Annotated in this window: 19 protein-coding genes; 17 read left to right on the forward strand and 2 right to left on the reverse strand. The window is 38.7% G+C overall.

Features of this window, described 5'->3' with window-relative positions; translation table 11 throughout:
- Positions 1 to 337: 337 nt before the first annotated feature.
- The 8 genes from GLW08_RS08450 (at position 338) to yajC (ending at position 6,474) form a co-directional block, all read left to right on the forward strand.
- The gene (locus GLW08_RS08450) at positions 338 to 1,060 is read left to right on the forward strand and encodes a YebC/PmpR family DNA-binding transcriptional regulator (protein WP_160848161.1); all 723 of its coding nucleotides are present in this window, start codon (positions 338 to 340) and stop codon (positions 1,058 to 1,060) included.
- A gap of 150 nt (positions 1,061 to 1,210) precedes the next feature.
- Positions 1,211 to 1,759: a BofC C-terminal domain-containing protein gene (locus tag GLW08_RS08455; protein ID WP_160848162.1), complete on the forward strand. Its 549-nt coding sequence runs from the start codon at positions 1,211 to 1,213 to the stop codon at positions 1,757 to 1,759.
- 378 nt (positions 1,760 to 2,137) lie between these two features.
- Entirely contained in the window at positions 2,138 to 2,752 is a 615-nt protein-coding gene (gene ruvA / locus GLW08_RS08460) for a Holliday junction branch migration protein RuvA (RefSeq protein WP_160848164.1), read from the forward strand.
- A gap of 18 nt (positions 2,753 to 2,770) precedes the next feature.
- Positions 2,771 to 3,772, forward strand: a complete 1,002-nt coding sequence (ruvB, locus tag GLW08_RS08465) for a Holliday junction branch migration DNA helicase RuvB (RefSeq protein ID WP_160848166.1) — start codon at positions 2,771 to 2,773, stop codon at positions 3,770 to 3,772.
- Complete coding sequence (locus GLW08_RS08470; protein WP_160848167.1) at positions 3,769 to 3,969, forward strand: DUF2905 domain-containing protein; 201 nt, start codon at positions 3,769 to 3,771, stop codon at positions 3,967 to 3,969. The genes ruvB and GLW08_RS08470 overlap by 4 nt, the downstream gene beginning before the upstream one ends.
- Positions 3,970 to 3,989: 20 nt before the next feature.
- Positions 3,990 to 5,015 carry a tRNA preQ1(34) S-adenosylmethionine ribosyltransferase-isomerase QueA gene (gene queA, locus GLW08_RS08475; RefSeq protein WP_160848169.1) on the forward strand — a complete coding sequence of 342 codons (1,026 nt, stop codon included), beginning with the start codon at positions 3,990 to 3,992 and terminating at the stop codon, positions 5,013 to 5,015.
- A 27-nt stretch (positions 5,016 to 5,042) separates the two neighbouring features.
- Positions 5,043 to 6,182 (forward strand): tRNA guanosine(34) transglycosylase Tgt, encoded by a 1,140-nt coding sequence (tgt, locus tag GLW08_RS08480; protein ID WP_160848171.1) that lies wholly within the window; start codon positions 5,043 to 5,045, stop codon positions 6,180 to 6,182.
- A 22-nt stretch (positions 6,183 to 6,204) separates the two neighbouring features.
- Positions 6,205 to 6,474, forward strand: coding sequence for a preprotein translocase subunit YajC (gene yajC, locus GLW08_RS08485; protein ID WP_160848172.1), 270 nt, complete (start codon positions 6,205 to 6,207; stop codon positions 6,472 to 6,474).
- A 400-nt stretch (positions 6,475 to 6,874) separates the two neighbouring features.
- Here the strand turns inward: yajC and GLW08_RS08490 are convergent, their stop codons facing one another.
- Positions 6,875 to 7,252: a TIGR04086 family membrane protein gene (locus GLW08_RS08490; RefSeq protein ID WP_160848174.1), complete on the reverse strand. Its 378-nt coding sequence runs from the start codon at positions 7,250 to 7,252 to the stop codon at positions 6,875 to 6,877.
- 125 nt (positions 7,253 to 7,377) lie between these two features.
- Here GLW08_RS08490 and GLW08_RS08495 point away from each other — a divergent pair, with 125 nt between their 5' ends.
- The 3 genes from GLW08_RS08495 to GLW08_RS08505 all read left to right on the forward strand — a co-directional run bounded on the left by GLW08_RS08495 (position 7,378) and on the right by GLW08_RS08505 (position 10,163).
- Positions 7,378 to 8,682: an ArsB/NhaD family transporter gene (locus GLW08_RS08495; protein ID WP_160848176.1), complete on the forward strand. Its 1,305-nt coding sequence runs from the start codon at positions 7,378 to 7,380 to the stop codon at positions 8,680 to 8,682.
- 82 nt (positions 8,683 to 8,764) lie between these two features.
- Entirely contained in the window at positions 8,765 to 9,424 is a 660-nt protein-coding gene (locus GLW08_RS08500) for a DUF421 domain-containing protein (protein WP_160848500.1), read from the forward strand.
- A 52-nt stretch (positions 9,425 to 9,476) separates the two neighbouring features.
- The gene (locus GLW08_RS08505; RefSeq protein ID WP_160848178.1) at positions 9,477 to 10,163 is read left to right on the forward strand and encodes a class I SAM-dependent methyltransferase; all 687 of its coding nucleotides are present in this window, start codon (positions 9,477 to 9,479) and stop codon (positions 10,161 to 10,163) included.
- A gap of 271 nt (positions 10,164 to 10,434) precedes the next feature.
- On the opposite strand, the gene spoVB is transcribed toward GLW08_RS08505, so the two are convergent.
- Positions 10,435 to 11,982 carry a stage V sporulation protein B gene (gene spoVB, locus GLW08_RS08510; RefSeq protein WP_160848180.1) on the reverse strand — a complete coding sequence of 516 codons (1,548 nt, stop codon included), beginning with the start codon at positions 11,980 to 11,982 and terminating at the stop codon, positions 10,435 to 10,437.
- A 127-nt stretch (positions 11,983 to 12,109) separates the two neighbouring features.
- Here spoVB and GLW08_RS08515 point away from each other — a divergent pair, with 127 nt between their 5' ends.
- The 6 genes from GLW08_RS08515 to GLW08_RS08540 all read left to right on the forward strand — a co-directional run bounded on the left by GLW08_RS08515 (position 12,110) and on the right by GLW08_RS08540 (position 19,719).
- The gene (locus GLW08_RS08515) at positions 12,110 to 12,604 is read left to right on the forward strand and encodes a COG2426 family protein (protein ID WP_237458373.1); all 495 of its coding nucleotides are present in this window, start codon (positions 12,110 to 12,112) and stop codon (positions 12,602 to 12,604) included.
- Between the two features lie 49 nt (positions 12,605 to 12,653).
- Positions 12,654 to 12,980, forward strand: coding sequence for a post-transcriptional regulator (locus tag GLW08_RS08520; protein ID WP_160848181.1), 327 nt, complete (start codon positions 12,654 to 12,656; stop codon positions 12,978 to 12,980).
- Positions 12,981 to 13,111: 131 nt separating this feature from the next.
- Positions 13,112 to 15,481 carry a protein translocase subunit SecD gene (gene secD, locus GLW08_RS08525; RefSeq protein WP_160848183.1) on the forward strand — a complete coding sequence of 790 codons (2,370 nt, stop codon included), beginning with the start codon at positions 13,112 to 13,114 and terminating at the stop codon, positions 15,479 to 15,481.
- 923 nt (positions 15,482 to 16,404) lie between these two features.
- A complete protein-coding gene (locus tag GLW08_RS08530) occupies positions 16,405 to 16,743 on the forward strand; it encodes a lipopolysaccharide assembly protein LapA domain-containing protein (protein ID WP_160848185.1) in 339 nt (112 codons plus the stop codon).
- Between the two features lie 122 nt (positions 16,744 to 16,865).
- A complete protein-coding gene (gene recJ, locus GLW08_RS08535) occupies positions 16,866 to 19,217 on the forward strand; it encodes a single-stranded-DNA-specific exonuclease RecJ (RefSeq protein WP_160848187.1) in 2,352 nt (783 codons plus the stop codon).
- The gene (locus GLW08_RS08540) at positions 19,207 to 19,719 is read left to right on the forward strand and encodes an adenine phosphoribosyltransferase (protein ID WP_160848189.1); all 513 of its coding nucleotides are present in this window, start codon (positions 19,207 to 19,209) and stop codon (positions 19,717 to 19,719) included. The genes recJ and GLW08_RS08540 overlap by 11 nt, the downstream gene beginning before the upstream one ends.
- Positions 19,720 to 19,896: the final 177 nt, after the last annotated feature.

Raw genomic sequence — 19,896 nt, forward strand, 5'->3', positions numbered from 1 at the left:
GGAGCGAGAATCAAAAAACTGGAGCTACTTTTGAAATATAGGGGCGAGATTTCAGATATAGGAGCGACTTTTGAAAAATAGGATCCCCCCCCAATTTTCTGGTCCATCTTTGCGTGATTTGGTTCAACGTAAGCATTTCTTTTACCCAAATCATCTTGAATCCAAGTCTTCAAGATAATGATGGTGCAAAAGGTAATAAGTTGAAATAATTTCTTTAGTGTAAAAACCATCCGCTATACAGACTGTCAAAGTACCGTGAAGCTTTTGTATTGGAGGGGATTGTGTTATATTATATAAGGATTTCGAATTATGGAATTAGGAGAGAGGAGTATGTCCCATGGCAGGTCATTCGAAATGGGCCAATATAAAGCATCGTAAAGGTGCGCAAGATAAAAAACGCGGGAAAATCTTCATGAAACTTGCAAAGGACCTCTATGTAGCCGCGAAAGAAGGTGGAGGGGATCCTGAAACAAACCCTGCTCTTCGCCAAGCAATCGATAAAGCAAAAGCAAATAACGTACCAAATGAAAATATTGATCGTGCAATAAATAAAGCGACTGGAAATCTTGACGGTGCAAATTATGAGGAAACAACGTATGAAGGCTATGGACCAGCTGGAGTTGCTGTGATGGTTGAGGTACTCACAGATAACCGTAATCGTACAGCTTCTGAGGTGCGTCACGCCTTTAACAAACATAACGGTAATCTTGGGGAAAACGGTTGTGTATCCTTTATGTTTGACCGCAAAGGATATATTGTAGTTAATCGAAATGAACATAATATTAATGAAGAAGAACTTATGCTCGAGGTTATTGAAGCAGGTGCAGATGAAATGGAAACGTATGAAGAGTCATTCGAGATTTATACTGACCCTGAGTCGTTTCAGGATGTACGTACTGCATTGGAATCACAAGGTTACACATTAGAAAATGCAGAGGTAACATTTTTCCCACAAACCTATTCTCATGTTGAGGGAGAAGAAGCAGAGCAAATCGAAAAACTGATTGATATGCTTGAGGATCTTGAAGACGTGCAAGAGGTTTATCATAATCAAAAATAATAAGTCTACCTCTATCAGAGGGATGAAACTTCTAATTTCAGGACATACTGAGATTAGAAGTTTTTTTATTAGATTGCAGAAGAGGTTCAATGAGTCGCAGAACGTCTTGGTAGCTATTGAGAAGGAATCCTTAGATAGGAGGGGGCAAATATGAAAACGTTTCGTATGCTATTCCTAACCTTGTTTGTCGTGTTGGTGGCTGGAAGTATATCCATTTATAATGGGGAAGCTTCTGACGGTGACGCTACCAGTCAGAACAAGAGTGAAGAAAAAAAGTCTTGGGAGCAAGATCCACTGGAATTGGAAGTTGTTTTGCGTCGAACTTATGTTGATGGACAGGTTAGTGAAGAAACATTTACAGAAACAATATGGTCCTTGGAGGATTTCTGGGCAACGTATGATGGATGGAACCTTGTAGAACAACTAGAAGGAAAGGTTGTATTTCAAAAAGAAGTAGATGAATTATCTCCAGAAATGAAGCATGATGGATACTTTGGCATTAATCAAAAAGGAGAATTAACTATTTTTGAAGGCACGCCAAATCATCAAAAGGCTATACAATCTTTCTTCTATATAAATACGGAAAAGTTAGAGAGTCATCAAACGGAGAAATTGAAGAAGGGGATTAAGATTCATACCAAGGATCAATACTTTAGTTTGCTGAAGACATATAAACAATATGCAGTCCCAAAATATTGAATATCCAAAAAACCTTCCTAACATAGGAAGGTTTTTTAGGGTTTAGGCGTTAGAATGCAACATTTCTAATTCTTCATGTTTCCATTTACCTTGTGCTTTTAGGTTGTTTCGTTACTTTTTCTGCGTTTACACCTAGGGATTTTAAGTATTTGATGATGCGGTCGATGGTTTTCATGTACGGAGGCACCTCATTACCTTTCAGACTTATCTAACTTCTATAGTAGATTTTAATGACCAGTCAGTCAACCATTATTTTCAAAAAATTATATGTGTTATGAAAATCTTATAGGCGAACATACGTCCGAAACATTCTTCGAGTACAGAGCCATCTTGTGTTAAAATAAAAAGAGGTAAAGTACGAGTAAGGGAGTTACGGAAATGATTGCTTATATACAAGGTGTATTAACATCAATTGATGCTGAAAGTGTTATTGTCGAAGCAAGTGGTGTAGGGTATGATATTTGTTGTGCAAATCCATTTGCTTATCAATCTAACAAAAATAAAGAGATTCGAATTTATACATATCATTATGTGAGAGAGGATACGCAAATGCTTTATGGGTTTAAAACCCCTGAAGAAAAATCCTTATTTGCGAAGTTGTTGAATGTGTCAGGAATAGGGCCAAAAGGGGCTTTAGCGATACTTGCCTCCACGTCTGTTGGGGAAGTTGTATCGGCGATTGAGCGGGAAGATGATACCTTCCTTACGAAATTCCCTGGTGTAGGTAAGAAAACAGCTCGTCAAATGATACTAGATTTGAAAGGTAAATTGACTGAATGGTTACCTGTTGAGCAAGAAGAGGGCACGATTTTCTTTGAAGGTGAAACGAAAGAAGAGCAGTCCAAACACCTCGAAGAAGCCATTGAAGCTATGAAAGCATTAGGATACTCCGAGAAAGAATTAAAATCCATTCGACCAAGACTACAGGAAGAAACTACTACAAGTACAGATGATCTTGTTAGAAAAGGATTATCTCTTATGATGCAAAAGTAATAAAGGAGGAGGTGTACGATGGACGATCGCATGGTAAGTGGTGATGTGCAACCTGATGAAGAATCGGTTGAATATAGCCTTAGACCTCAAACGCTTGCCCAATATATAGGACAAGGAAAGACAAAAGAAAATTTAAAGATATTTATAGAAGCAGCCAAAATGCGAAATGAACCACTTGATCACGTCCTCTTATATGGTCCTCCAGGATTAGGTAAGACAACGCTTGCTACTATTATAGCCAATGAGATGGGTGGTCAGATTCGAACTACAGCCGGTCCTGCTATTGAAAGAGCAGGAGATTTGGCTGCTATTCTATCTTCATTAGAAGCTGGCGATGTTTTATTCATTGATGAAATTCATCGACTCCCTCGTTCGGTGGAGGAAGTGCTTTATCCAGCAATGGAGGATTTCTGTTTAGATATTGTGATTGGTTCAGGTTCCGAAGCACGTTCGATTCGTTTGGATTTACCCCCTTTCACCTTAGTTGGGGCAACGACACGTGCTGGTCTTCTATCCGCTCCACTACGTGATCGATTTGGCGTATTAAGTCGCTTAGATTATTATACGACAGAAGATTTGTGTGCCATAGTGGAGCGTACCTCAGATATTTTTCATGTAGATATAAGTGAAGAAGCCTCTGTTGAGATTGCTAGAAGATCAAGAGGGACGCCTCGTATTGCTAACCGTTTGTTGAAGCGAGTGCGGGATATTGCTCAAGTAAAAGGGGAAGCAGTTATTTCTAAAGATACTACCCAACATGCACTAACGATGCTTCAGGTCGATCAAGAGGGACTTGATCATGTTGACCATAAATTACTGACTGGTATTATGGATCATTTCAAGGGCGGACCAGTTGGACTAGATACGATAGCAGCTACGATAGGGGAAGAACCCCAAACAATTGAAGATGTCTATGAGCCATTTCTTTTACAGATGGGGTTTATCCAACGTACCCCTAGGGGAAGACTGGTTACCAATAAAACGTACGAACATTTTAATCGGGAGGTGCCAGGGGCTTGACCGATTTACCTAAATTGTTCATTATTATTGGGGTCATCTTTATTATTATTGGATTGATATGGACCATGTTTGGCAAGTTACCAGGTGATATAGCATTTAAAAAAGGGAATGTGACGTTCTATTTCCCAATTGTTACCTCGATTATTGTCAGCATTGTTCTATCATTAATCTTTTATATTATTGGAAAAATTCGTTGAAATAGAGTGGGGAGAGCGTTATGAACATCAAGGATTTTGATTTTGATTTACCAGAAGAGCTTATTGCACAAACCCCTTTGTTAAATAGAACTCATTCTAGGATGCTTGTGCTCGACAGAGAAACGGAGACCATTGACCATAAGCATTTTTATGATCTGCCTTCTTACCTTAAGTCGGGGGACTGTCTTGTTCTAAATAATACCCGTGTACTACCAGCAAGATTATATGGCGTGAAAGAAGATACTGGTGGTAAAGTAGAAGTATTACTTCTTCACCAGCAAGAAGGAGACGAATGGGAAGTTTTAGTTAAGCCTGCCAAAAAGGTGAAAGTGGGGACAAGAATCTCGTTTGGTGATGGGAAGTTGGTTGCGGAATGTACCGAATTAAAAGATCACGGTGGTCGTATTGTGAAGCTACAATATGATGGTATTTTCTTAGAAGTTCTAGAATCTTTAGGAGAGATGCCATTACCTCCTTATATTAAGGAACAACTTCCAGACCAAGAACGATATCAAACGGTGTATTCCAAAGAGGAAGGTTCTGCCGCAGCACCAACAGCAGGACTTCATTTCACAAATGAGCTCTTGGAACAGATACAACAACAAGGGGTAGAAATTGCCTATGTAACATTACACGTTGGATTAGGGACGTTTCGACCTGTAAGTGCGGATAACGTGGAAGAACATGAAATGCACGCAGAATTTTATGATATGGATCAACAGACTGCTGACCAACTTAAACGAGTGAGAGAGTGTGGTGGTCGTATCATTCCGGTAGGCACAACTTCAACTCGGACTTTAGAAACGATTGTTCGGGATTATGGCAATTTTACTGAGGCTCGCGGATGGACGGATATTTTCATATATCCTCCATACACATTCCGTGCAGTGGATGGCTTGATTACGAATTTCCATTTACCGATGTCTACTCTTATTATGATGGTGAGTGCATTAGCTGGGAAAGATCTTGTAATGAAGGCCTATCATGAGGCTATTGAGCAACGGTATCGTTTCTTTAGTTTTGGAGATGCAATGTTTATTAAATAAAAGTTCAACAAGGAAAGGGTTTCGTTCATGCCAGCAATACGATATGAATTAATTAAAACCTGTAAGCAAACAGGGGCACGTTTAGGACGTGTGCATACACCACATGGCTCCTTTGAAACACCAATGTTTATGCCTGTAGGTACATTGGCGACCGTTAAAACAATGGCTCCAGAAGAGTTGAAGCAAATGGGAGCAGATATTATTTTATCCAACACCTACCACTTGTGGCTTCGACCTGGGGAAGACATTGTGGAAGAAGCAGGGGGGCTTCACAAGTTTATGAATTGGGATGGTTCTATTCTTACCGATTCAGGTGGGTTCCAGGTGTTTAGTTTAAGTGACATGCGGGATATTAAAGAAGAAGGTGTCCATTTTCGCAATCATATAAGTGGCGAGAAGCTTTTCCTGTCACCGGAGAAAGCTATGCATATACAAAACTCACTCGGTGCTGATATCATGATGGCATTTGATGAATGTCCACCATACCCAGCAAGTCATGAGTACATGAAGAGTTCTGTAGAGCGTACTAGTCGCTGGGCTGAGCGCTGCTTAGAAGCACATCAGCGACCGCATGATCAAGGTTTGTTTGGAATTGTTCAAGGTGGAGAGTATGAGGATCTTCGTAAGCAAAGTGCGAAGGATTTAATTTCTTTGGATTTTCCTGGGTATGCTATTGGAGGATTGTCTGTTGGAGAACCAAAGGATGTTATGAATCATGTGCTTGATTTTACAACTCCATTGCTTCCGAACGACAAAGCCCGTTATTTAATGGGTGTAGGTTCACCAGATGCTCTTATCGATGGGTCTATTAGAGGCGTCGATATGTTTGACTGTGTGTTACCAACCCGAATTGCTCGTAATGGTACATGCATGACTTCTCAAGGTAGGCTAGTTGTACGCAATGCAAAATTTGCACGTGACTTCCGACCAATAGATGAGAATTGTGATTGTCATACGTGCCGAAATTACTCAAGAGCGTATATTCGTCACTTAGTAAAATGTAATGAAACATTTGGTTTCAGACTTACAACTTATCATAACCTGTATTTTCTGTTAAAATTAATGGAGCAAGTGCGACAAGCCATACGAGAAGACCGTCTTGGCGATTTTCGTGAAGAATTTTTCGAGCAATATGGCTTAAATAAACCAAATGCGAAGAACTTTTAAATAAAGAAAGGAGGAATTTGAAATGGGTGGAGGTACTTTAGCATCGATTATTCCATTAATATTGATGTTTGTAATCTTCTATTTCCTACTTATTCGCCCTCAACAAAAGAAGCAGAAGAAAGTGCAGCAAATGCAATCTGAGCTTCAAAAGGGTGATAAAATCATTACCATTGGCGGTTTACATGGAACCGTTCATGCACTAGATGAAGGAACGCTTGTAGTCGAAGGCCAGGATGGCACCAAACTTACATATGATCGTTCATCAGTAAGAGAAGTAGTGAATAAAGACTAAACCATAAGAAAAAGCGCCTATTCAAAAATGAAGGGCGCTTTTTTTATGCTAGCGAAATAATCACTAGCTTAGCATAAAAAAGTTCATTAAAAATGTTTCTTGTGTATAACTTAATAAGTATAGAGGCGACGTCCTGCTCCAGCGCTCGACTAGTATGCTTTTCGGCTCCGTTCGATAAGTTAACATCGAATCACGAATGTTTTCGTGTTTCCTTTATCTCCTACGGGATCAGGTGAAGTTCTGGGTTGAAGGTTTGATTAGAATCGCTGCATCGTGTAGCAACATCGAACTGACCTACATCCTGCAGGCCCGCCTCACGTAGCAACATCGAACCAACCCACTTCGTGTGCGCCGCCGCATATACGTCGCTAACCGGGCGTTTTCTCTTTTGTTCTTTTGCCTAATTTGATTTCCCACCTACATTAACTCCAATCATCCCTCCGAGGAGTGCCATAAGGATATATCCACCATGGTAAAACAGCTGTGTCATGCCCATTCCTTTTTGGAATCCAAGGTATTGAAACAATAATACAATAATAGAAAAACCTAGTCCGGTTAGGATGCCTAACATCCATCCTTTTTCCTTTCCTTTTGCAGCAGAAATAAAACCTCCGATGAATAAGGTTAGAAGTCCGAGTATGAGTGTAGCCCATTGAAGGGTTGATTCTGTCATAGACGTGAATTTTAATAGTAAAGCAAGAATAAGGCTACAAAGAATCATCATTGTAAAAATTGTTCCCCATCCATATGCGAGTGCAGTAATACGGTTTTTCATCATTTTTCCCCCTGTTCGTCCCACTTTTTATTAGCTTATTCTCTAAGAAATTAAAATAGAATAAAATATTTTCCCTACCTACTTGAATACATTAGTAAAAATGGACAAGAAGAGGGGAACGTATATATATGGAAACCACCTTAGCGATTGCTGTATTTATCGTTAGCTACATATTCATAATGACCGAAAAAATCAATAGAGCGCTCATTGCTGTATCTGGTGGTTTCTTAATGCTTGTAACTGGAATCTACAAGTGGAATGACGCGTTTGCGAACTATATTGATTGGGGAACGATAACGCTGTTATTTTCCATGATGGTTCTAGTTTCTATTACAAAGAAGACTGGGCTATTTGAGTACGTTGCCATTGTTTTAGCGCAACGGGTAAAAGGAGCACCGATTCCATTACTTCTTGTTTCAGGTGTGCTAACAGCTGTTGGTTCGGCTTTATTAGATAATGTGACTACAGTGCTCTTATTTGTACCGATTTTACTAACCTTAACCAATTTATTGAACCTGCCCGTATTTCCGTATTTATTAACCGTTATCCTCTGCGCTAATATTGGTGGAACAGCTACATTAATTGGAGATCCACCGAATATAATGATAGGCCAGGCTGTGGAACACTTAACCTTTCTATCGTTTCTTGTTCATCTTGGACCTGTGGTACTGATAATTTTTATAAGTACTTTATTCTTTTTAGTGGTATTGTTTAGAAAGAGATTACAAGTAAAAGAAGGAAACCATGTGAATGAGCTAATGAACATGAATGCTAGTACCTACTTAAAGAAAACACCTATGCTCTATCAATCCATAACCGTTCTTTCGCTTACGATTTTAGGATTTCTATTACATTCCTTTGTTCATGTTGATCTAACGACTGTAGCTGTATGTGGAGCCTTATTATTGCTTTTATTAACAGATAAGGAAGCGAATGCTGAAAAAGTCTTCGAAGAAGTAGAATGGGTAACGCTGTTTTTCTTTATAGGGCTATTTATGCTTGTTGGTGGACTCGAACAAGTCGGAGTAATTGATGAAATGGCCCGGGGTATGATGTGGCTTACTCAAGGTGACTTACCATTAACAGCCATTCTTATTTTATGGATGTCAGGATTGTTCTCTGGCATTGTGGATAATATTCCATTCGTAGCGGCTATGATTCCTGTAATACAAGAATTTCAATCATACGGAATGGCTAACCTTGATCCTTTGTGGTGGTCGTTAGCATTGGGGGCTTGTTTAGGTGGGAATGGTACTCTAATTGGAGCTTCAGCTAATGTAGTTGTTGCAGGATTAGCTGCTAGTGCTAAACACCCAATAGGTTTTGTGAAATTTTTATTATACGGTATGCCGGTGGTACTGTTTTCTCTTATTGTTTCTACCGTTTATGTTTATTTTCGTTACTTGCTACCCTTTATGCAAAGTTCGTTATAGGCATAATGAACATAAATTTGTTCATTCTATAAAATGGGACACATTTTATAGAAAGTAGGGAGTTTTCTTGCCAATTAGCGAAATGTTTATTGTGATCGGTAGAACGTTTGCAACATATTTAGTCATATTAATTATCTTCCGACTGATGGGGAAGCGTGAGATTGGAGAATTAAGCATTCTCGATCTTGTTGTATTTGTTATGTTAGCGGAAATTGGGGTCTTCTCTATTGAGGATCCACAAGATGAATTTATTCACGCTATTATTCCAATGATTGTACTGCTGTTTATTCAACGGGGCACGGCTTGGCTTTCATTGAAAAGTCAAATGTTTCGTGTTTTGCTAGATGGCAAGCCTTCCGTTATTATTCGAGAAGGGAAAATTAACGAACATGAAATGAGGAAACAGCGCTATAACTTTGATGACCTCATGCAACAATTAAGAGAAAATGGTACAAGAAGTGTAGCGGATGTTGATTTTGCTGTCCTCGAACCATCAGGTAAGCTATCCATTTATGAAAAAAGTGAAAAAAGACCAAATGATTCTTCTGGTTTTATTATGCCATTGATTGCAGATGGTAAAATACAATATGAAAACTTGAAGCAAAATCATAAAGATGAAGACTGGCTTAGGAAAGAGATCCATAAAAGAGGCTATGAAAATCCGGAGCAAATATCATTTTTATCAGTAGACCAAGAGAATAAGTGGTACATTGACACGTATGAAGCTAAAAAGAAGGATTAATTGATTTCACTATCGAAAAGATGGTGAATGGATCATAGTGATAGGGGGAGAAATGAATTTGGCATCTTCATTTAATTGGCACAAAGAGGTAGAGAAAAAATGGGATCAAAATGTTACATTTTGGTCGGAGAAAAGTCGATCGATGTGGAATCATGGTAGTCGATCATCGATTGTTCCATTCGTGGAGAAGCATGTTGGAAAAGGTAGCTACATAGGTGATATAGGTTGCGGTGATGGCTATGGATCTTATAAGTTAAAAGAAGCGGGTTATGACGTCATAGGGGTCGATTTATCTCCAAAAATGGTTGAGCAAGCAAATCAGGTTTGTGATGAGAAGTTATGCTTTAAGGTTGGAGATTTGGCATCACTACCGTTCGAAAACGATACGTTCGATGCTCTGATTGCAATTAACTCCATTGAATGGACAGAAAATCCTTATCTAGCACTTAAAGAATTACATCGAGTATTGAAGCCAGGTGGTATATTGTGTGTAGGTCTCCTAGGCCCAACTGCAGGACCTAGACAAAACAGTTATCGTAGACTACTGGGAGAAAGCGTCATCTGTAATACGATGATGCCTTGGGAATTAGAGCAAATGGTCTTAGAAAGTAACTGGAGCGTTATAGATGGACAAGGGGTGTATAAAGAAGGAATTAAATCAGAACACTATGAAACCCTTCCTAAACAGCTGAAACAAGCACTGACATTTATGTGGCTTTTCATGTTTCAGAAAAATTAAGCTATTAGTTCAGTGGATTATTTCCCATATACGGCCTAAATTTGATAAACGGTTGATTTTAAAGGATATTTCACCAGAAAAATGAGCTTGGAATTTATTTTCCAAGCTCATTTTTTGGTTCCATATTATTTATAGCGATCTTAAAGAAGAAATTTTCTTCAGTATATAAGGTATTCTATGTCCGTTAAGATAAATATATGATTTAGCAGTCTTGATAGCTATACAAAACTCAAGGGATTACTGGTGTTGGCTAGTCGGGTTGTGTTTCCATCTATCTCTTTTTGAAAAGTGGGAGTTGTTTAAGCTCCTCTGTAGTGATGAACCGGAATAAAAACAGTAACAGTGTGTAGACGGTTGTGAACAGAATTAATATAAATAGGAATGGCAGAACTTGCAGCGTTGCTCCTTGGAAGAAATCATGGAGTTTATCTCCGATTAGCCATGTTAACATAATAAGCGTAATCATTTTAAACACATCAATGATAGGTATCTTGAACTGGATGGCTCTTATTAGGGTGAATAAGTGCAAGAAAGTAACTAAAACAACACCAACCACTATGGCTAGAGCAACACCCATAATACCAAACTCTGGTTGGGTAGCTAGGGTTAGGAGTACAGCGAACTTAACAAACGCGCCAATTAGACTGTTCCACATGGCAGCTTTTGCTAAATCTAAAGCTTGGAGTGCTGCCTGCAAGGGGGCTTGGAAATAAAGCAATAAGAAACAAGGTGCCATCACGATAAGAAAACGGGAGGCGTTAGCATGTCCATACATAAACGTTAAAATTGGTGTTGCAAATATAGCAAGTACTACAGTAGCCAATGCACCTGATGCAAAGGAAAGGCGAATTGCTTGATGAATACGGTAGTGAATAAGTTTTAAATCTTTTTTTGCTCCAGCTTCACTAATGTTTGGAACAAGTGCAATAGATAGAGAATGTGTAATAAAAGTTGGTAGCATAAGAAGCGGTAAAGCATACCCTGTCAATTCACCATATTGTTTTGTGGCCATGGCGGTTTGAACCCCGGCGATTGCAAGACTTTGAGCTACTAGAATAGGTTCCAGGAAAAAGGATAGCGAACCGACTAGCCTGCTACCTGTCGTTGGTAAGGCGATAGATAGTAGTTCGTTCAACGTGTCTTTGCCTTCTTTCAAATAAGAAGCGAATTTTTTTCTTATTTTTATCCGTTTTTTCATTTTGAACATCCGGATCATATATAACAAGGAACATAACTCTCCTAGAACAACAGAAAACATAGCACCAGCCGCAGCATACTCAACACCATAAGGAGCTAGTGCTTTGGTAAATAAAGCGACAAATGTAATTCGGACAACTTGCTCTATGACTTGAGAATAGGCTTGAGGTTTCATATTTTGTCTACCTTGGAAATATCCTCGAAGCACAGAAGATATCGCAACGATTGGAACGATTGGACTTATTGCTAGTAAAGGATAGAGTGTGCGCTCATCAGTAAGTAGTGTTTTGGCAAGTAATGGGGCAAGAAAAATCATTCCCGCTGTAAAGATAATACTTAAAATCCCTGTAACAACAAGAGAAATAACAAGGATTTTTTTGATTTTTAATAAATCTCCATGAGCTTCAGCTTCAGCCACTCGCTTGGATATGGCAACTGGCAATCCAAATTGAGTAAGGGTGATGACAAGAATAAGTGTGGGAATGGCCATCATATATAGACCTACACCTTCTTCCCCCATGATCCTTGCTACTACAATGCGGTTTACAAAACCTAAGAATCTTGTAATCATTCCTGCTGCTATTAAAATAAGCGTTCCTTGTAGAAAGGTTTGCTTGCTCATAGTAAAGCCCTACCTTCTCAAAAAATTGAAATTCATATACAATGAATGTATATGCGAAAAAGGTGGGCAAGCATGACAAGCAATCGAGATTGTTTTTGATTTTACATAGTGCAGGAGGAGCAGATAGTTGAAAGAAAAGTTAATAGATTTTTTTATTCATACGTTTGATTTTTTACCATCTGAGTTAGTCGTTATGGTAATCTCGGCTATGCCGATTTTAGAGTTAAGAGGAGGACTTCCAGTCGCTTATGGAGTTTATGATTTCACTTTTTTTAAATCATATCTTCTAAGTGTGTTTGGAAACATACTTCCAATCATTCCATTATTATTATTATTTCATCCAATTAGTAATTGGTTAATGCGTTTTTCTTGGTACAAAAAAATGTATCATTGGATTTATGAGCGGACGATGAAAAAGAGTTCAAATGTTGAAAAATTTGGTGCAATCGGATTGATTTTATTTACAGCTGTTCCTTTACCCACTACTGGAGCATACAGTGCATGCTTAGCAGCGGCATTTTTTGCGATTCGATTTTGGTACGCTTTTATATCCATCGTTATAGGTGTCTTAATCGCAGGTATTGTGGTAGGGGCACTATCCCTATCAGTGTCATTTCTATAAAGTAGGTGAAAAGCAAGGTTAGCTGTAATAGATGTTGGAGGGGAGCAAAATGGAAGAAGGAAAAACGGTTGTAGAGTGGAAAAAGTGGATAGAACCGGTTTTACAAAGTAAGGTAGAAGAATTTCATATGATGGGATATGAAAAGGCACGAAAAGAAGAAATATGGAATTGCTTGATTCATAAAGTTTGGAAGGGAAAACCGAATAAGCGACTTTACGAAATTGTCCAAGATATATTTCATCTTAGTGTAGGTACATATATGGCTTATTTGACTGTTCAAGCTTATCAGAATGATGATTTGTTGGCTTCGATTGAAGCTTTACGCTACAATTATCCAGAGAATGAAAGTGAAGAAAAAGCAGAAATGTATGATTGACAGGGCTTGTAAAACATTTCTATAATTGCTTTATTGGCATAAAGTCCTACCTTTATGCCCAATTTATGATAATGATAATAAAGAACGTTGTACGATAAGAGTTGTTGGAGAAGAAGGAGGCATAAACACTCATGATTAAACGGAGTCGTATCGTTGCCTTTTTTCTATTGTTGTTGATTTTTGCAGGGACAATAGGAACAACGATACAGGGAATATCAAAGGACATCCGCCTTGGATTAGATTTACAGGGTGGATTTGAAATTCTATATGAAGTAAAGCCGATTGAAGAAGGCCAAGAAATTAATCGAGATGTTATGGAAGCGACAGTAGAAACCATTTATCGTCGAGTTGATGCACTCGGGATTAGTGAAACGAATGTAAGCATCGAAGAAGAGGACCGAATCCGCGTTCAATTAGCTGGTATTGATGATCAACAAAAAGCTCGAGAGTTATTATCTACATCAGCTCGTTTGTCATTTAGGACTATCGATGACGATCCGATTCGAATTAATGACCAACCATTAAGCCTAGAATTAGAAGAAGAAAATGAACCGAATGAGCCAGATACAGAAAAAGGAGAAATCTTTAATGGCTCTAATATCGTTGAGGGAAGTGCGCAACAGGCATTTAACCAACAAACCAATGCACCAATGGTTACTCTGAAGGTGAAAAATGCGAATGATTTTGCAAAAGTTACAGAGAAGGTTGCTGCATTAGGTGACGATAAATCTACACCTGCATACAGTGAAAATTCTATGGTCATCTGGATGGACTTTGACGAAGGTGATTCTTACTTAGCTGAACTGCAAAAACCAACAGAAGAACAGAAATTCATTTCAGCTCCACGAGTTAGCGAGCGCTTAATGACAAGTGATGTTCAGATAACAGGTAACTTCACCGTCGAGGAAGCAAAAGAACTTGCAAATATCATAAACGCTGGTTCTCTTCCTGTAGATATGGAAGAGAAGTTCTCTACATCAGTCGGAGCACAGTTCGGTGCTCAAGCCATGAATAAGACCATTGTTGCTGGTGCAATTGGTATCGGATTAATTTTCATATTTATGATGCTTTATTACCGACTACCAGGTGTAGTAGCAGTGATTACATTATCTCTTTACGTCTACTTAATTCTTCAAGTGTTTGAGTGGATGAATGGCGTATTAACATTACCTGGTATTGCCGCATTGGTTCTAGGAGTTGGTATGGCTGTTGATGCTAATATCATTACCTATGAGCGAATAAAAGAAGAATTAAAAGCTGGTAAATCTACATTATCTGCTTTTAAATCGGGGAATAGTCGTTCCTTAGCTACCATTTTGGATGCGAATATCACGACATTGTTAGCGGCCGTTGTACTATTTGCGTTTGGTACAAGCTCTGTAAAAGGCTTTGCTACAATGTTAATCTTGAGTATTATTGTCAGCTTCATCACAGCTGTTTATGGTTCCCGTCTATTACTAGGATTATGGGTGAATAGTAGAGCACTAAACAAGAAGCCTAGATTATTCGGTGTTAAGCAAAAAGACATCAAGAATATTGAAGATGGTGAAGAAGTAGAAGCCAAAGTGTTAGGTAGAGAATTTGATTTTGTTAAAAATCGCAAAAAATTCTTCGGACTTTCTGTCTTCCTTGTCCTTGCAGGAGCTATCGTTATTGCCTTTAATGGTTTAAATCTAGGAATTGACTTTACAAATGGTTCTCGTGTGCAAGTTCTAGCAGAGAACACCATAGATGTAGATGAGATTGAACAAGATTTTGAAAACCTAGGGCTTAATCCTGAGAAGATTAATTCTTCTGGTGATAACAATGAGATTGCTGTTGCTCGCTTCGATGAAGAACTTACAAAAGACAAAATTGCTGAAATTCGAACGACACTTGGAGAGAAATATGGAAGTCCAGAGAATATAAACACAAGCATTGTTTCTCCAATAGTTGCACAAGAATTAGTGAAAAACGCAGTGTATGCTGTAGCCATTGCATCCATTGGAATCATCATTTATGTAACGATCCGATTTGAATTCTATTTTGCATTGACTGCTATCGTGGCATTGCTTCACGATGCGTTCTTCATTATCGCGTTGTTTAGTATTACTCGACTAGAATTTGATATTACAATCATTGCAGCGATACTTACAATTGTTGGTTACTCTGTCAATGATACGATAGTGACGTTCGACCGGATTCGGGAGAACTTAAAGCTCAAAAAACGAGTGAGAACATTTAAAGAACTTTCAGAAATTGTGAATCGAAGTCTTATGCAAACATTGCCACGAAGCATCAATACAGTTCTAACTGTTATCTTTGCAGCACTCATGTTGATGTTATTCGGAGCAACTTCCATCACGAACTTCTCATTCGCACTAGTGGTTGGACTTATCGCAGGTACGTACTCCTCCTTATTTATCGCAGCACAACTGTGGTTAGTATGGAGAGGAAGCATGCTAGATAAAAAACCAATCCAATACGTTGAGAAAAAGAAAACCGGTGGACCTCAAGTATAATGCTCCACATTTTAAACCCTGCGCATTAAGCGTAGGGCTCTTTTTATTAAACTATGTAAAACAGGTACATTGTTTTACATAGTTGAGAAAAGTTATTCAACATTCGAGGCATAATCTGGAAGGCTTGAAGTTGAGATGAATTTGGTAATCGCACAGAAAGAGCAATGTACCCGTAGATTTAGTTAGAATAAAGGTGGCCGTGGAATAACTCGCGTCCTGCCGGCGAGCTGGCAAGTTACCTTCGCGGAAAAACACCCTCAAGGGGATCTTGCCTATCTCTTTCTCCGGCGGGAGTCTCCTTTTTCCACAGCCACCTCATGAGATGTTGGGAGAAACGGAAACATTGCGAAGTTAGAGAGGTTGAGGTATTTGAATATCTTCTGACGGTCTACACCTTAGTAAGTTCTAGTATAACAATTGGTTCATAACAAAAAATTCTGTGGCAAGAAAGCTAATGGACATTTAGTTCGCTGTTTGTAAAAAATAAAGTTTTATTTGTCCGTAAGATCTACCCAGACATACAACATTTGGCCGCGGGTCCGATAGCCATTACTCGGCTTGGGGTGAAGGCTCACCAGCTCGCCCGCAGGAAAGCGAGTTGTTTCACCGTAACCCCCTTCCACTTTTCAAGTATCGGACCCATCACCTTTTGAATATATCTCAAACTTAAGTCTTCAAGATAATGGGGCGATATTGAAATCTCAATAACCTAATCTTTTGCATAAGAAAGTAATTCTCTCTCAGAGGTGAGTGCGGGGATCAAGACTTATTTGTAGAAGCTAGCCTCCAAATCCTAATCAAATGATTAATAGTTGGAATCTAGAAAGGTTTTTATAGCACCCTAGAAAGGGAATAGTATATACGAGTAACAAAACTATTTATGCATGATATAACCATTTGAAAATAAAACAGGAGTGATAAAAGTGAAGGGACAAACAAATTTTATTTTAGCGCTAGTATTTGCACTTATTGTTGCAATTTTTGCAGTCTTTAATGTTGATGCTGTTGAAGTAAATTATCTATTTGGAACAGGCCAAGCCCCTCTTATATTAATTATTCTAGGCTCGGTCCTCATGGGTGGTATTATTACGGGTACGTTTGGGATGGTACGAATTTATAGATTACAACGACAAAAAAGGTCTCTTGAACAAAGACTTCAACAATATGAATCAACTTCACCAATGGAACATGAAGACAATAATCAAGATTCTTCCCCACTGGAGGAAAATTCTCGAAAAGACGATCCTGTTAAACATTCATAATGGACGAGAATGCAAGTCAAGTCCCAAGAGTTTACTAAATGTTTTCCTATAAAAAACAAAATCAAATTCCGTTTGATACCCTTGTCGTGCTCTTGTATAATTAGTGCGTCAGGGGTGAATCTATGTTACGTAGTAAAGCGAAATGGAATTTTGTTCAAGGTGAAGAACATTCCTTACCTATAGATGACTCATTATCATCATTAACACAACAATTATTAAGACAAAGAGGCATTCATACGAAAGAAGCTGCAGAGCAGTTTTTATCACCACAGTTACAACAATTACATGATCCAATGCTAATGAACGATATGGATAAAGCAGTAGAAAGAGTTAAAGACGCTATCTCTAAGGGAGAGCGTATCCTTGTATTCGGAGACTACGATGCTGATGGTGTGAGTTCTACAGCTGTTATGATGGAAACACTTCGAGAATTGGGAGCTGAGGTGGCCTATTATATACCAAACCGTTTTACGGAAGGTTACGGTCCTAATGAGGAAGCATTTCGAAACGCTAAAGAAGAAGATGTAGCACTTATTATTACAGTTGATACTGGTATTGCTGCACACCATGAAGCCAAAGTAGCGAAAGAATTAGGAATAGATTTAATTATTACGGATCACCACGAGGTTCAGGAAAGCTTACCCGAAGCGTATGCTATCGTGCATCCTAAATGTTCGAGTTCTTACCCATTTCAAGAACTTGCAGGTGTAGGGGTAGCATTTAAATTTGCTCACGCACTTCTTGGTGACTTTCCGAAGCATCTGCTAGATTTAGTTGTGATTGGTACAATTGCAGATTTAGTACCTCTCCATGACGAGAACAGGGTTTTGTCTTACTATGGATTACAAGCACTCTCTCGTTCTGTAAGACCTGGATTTCAAGCGTTACGCCAACTATGCGGGATTGAGGGTCCATTAACAGAAGAGGATATTGGTTTTGCGATTGGTCCACGTATAAATGCGGTCGGCCGTCTCCAAAATGCTTCACCAGCAGTGGAGCTGTTGTTAACAGAGGACGATGATGAAGCAGCTTACTTAGCTAATCAAATTCAAGAGTTAAATCAGGAACGACAGCAAATTGTTGCTGATATAGCTAAAGAAGCAGAAACTATGTTAGATGCTGAGGGTGATGATTTACCTTCTGTAATCGTTGTAGCTAAGGAAGGTTGGAACCAAGGTGTCCTAGGAATTGTTGCTTCGCGGCTTGTAAGAAGGTTTGACAGGCCAGTCATTGTGTTAACGATAGATCCAGAAACTGAGACAGCTAAAGGCTCAGCACGTAGTATTGATGCTTTTGATTTATTTACTAATTGTATGCAAATTCGTGACTTGTTTACACACTTTGGTGGACATGCCCAAGCTGCAGGTATGACACTTCCGGTAGAAAACGTAGATACAGTACGAGCAGCGTTATCTCAACAAGCTAATGAACAACTTCATCCGGATGATTTCAGGGAGGTACTATCCATTGATGGGACACTCGACCTTTCCCAGGTATCCTTAGACACAATTGACGAAATCAATCAATTAGCTCCATTTGGTATGGGGAATCCAAAGCCACTCTTTTGTATAGATCGTTCAGCACCTGCTGAGATTAGACAGATTGGTAGTAACTTGAATCACTTAAAAATGAAATTCAAGGATGATAAGAATGAGCTTGACGCAATCGGATTTGGTTTAGGTGAACTTTATACAAAGTTGGCACCACAGTCTGCTATGACAACTGTGGGGGAATTATCCATTAATGAATGGAATGGGCGAAAAAAGCCACAATTCATGATGAAGGATATTCGTGTAGATGAATGGCAACTATTTGATTTACGAGGTAGCCGTCATCTGAAAAAAGCAGTTACCACTGTGCCGCAAGACAATGCAGTGGCTGTATTCTTTCATCCTGTTACAGCTGAGCATGAATGGGTATGGGAATATTTTGATGTGTTGCAGATTGAGGATGAGGAAATGGTAGAGGAACTGCCATTAGATGAGGTGGATCATCTTATTCTAATGGACCTGCCTCAATCCTTGGACCGTCTAGCTACACTAGTACAAAATATGAATCCTAAGAACATACATGCTTGCTATCGAACAGACGACGCAGCGTTTTTAAAAACTGTTCCAACTAGAGATCATTTTAAGTGGTTCTATGCGATGTTATTGAAACGGAAACAGCTTCACCTTGAAAAAGAGGGGCCAAAATTGGCAGCACATAAAGGCTGGTCTAAAGATGCAGTAGAATTTATATCTAACGTGTTTTTTGAATTAGAATTTGTTAAAATAGAGAATGGACTTGTGACGCTTAATTCGAATCCTTCTAAAAAGGATCTTTCAGAATCAGCGTTATATCAATCTAAACATGAATATGTAAATGTCGAACAAACATTATATTTCTCATCCTATCGACAGTTAAAATCTTGGTTCGATGAGCAAATGAATCGAGTTGTGCAGGCTAAGGAGGAAGTAACAAATGAACCTTAAAGATTATATAACAGTGGTAGAAGATTGGCCTTCTGAGGGTATTAAATTTAAGGACATTACCACGTTAATGGATAATGGGACTGCTTTTAAATACGCAGTTGACCAAATCGTTGAATATGCAAATGAAAAAGAAATTGATTTAGTAGTAGGACCAGAAGCTCGTGGCTTTATTATTGGCTGTCCTGTTTCTTATTCAATGGAAGTAGGCTTTGCTCCAGTTCGAAAAGAAGGAAAGTTACCACGTGAAACGATTAAAGTTGACTATGGCCTTGAGTATGGTGAAGATGTATTGACCATTCATAAAGATGCCATTAAACCTGGCCAACGCGTTCTAATAACAGATGATTTATTAGCGACAGGCGGTACAATTGAAGCAACGATTAACTTAGTAGAGCAACTTGGTGGAAAAGTAGTAGGATGTGCATTCTTAATCGAATTAACCTACCTACATGGCCGAGATAAACTAGATGGATACGATGTATTAACATTAATGCAATACTAAGATAAAAAAAGAGTGCTCAGTTTGAGTACTCTTTTCCTATAGAAAACGGAAAAAAAGTGATATAATGAATACAATTCATAACTTTTACCTCATAGGGTAGAAGTTTTCTTTTTCAAATCTAGTTTATTCTCAGGTGAAAAAGTAATCTTTTGGTTGATGCTCTAAAAGGGGTATATA

The organism is Pontibacillus yanchengensis (genome assembly GCF_009856295.1).
Taxonomy (GTDB): domain Bacteria; phylum Bacillota; class Bacilli; order Bacillales; family BH030062; genus Pontibacillus; species Pontibacillus yanchengensis_A.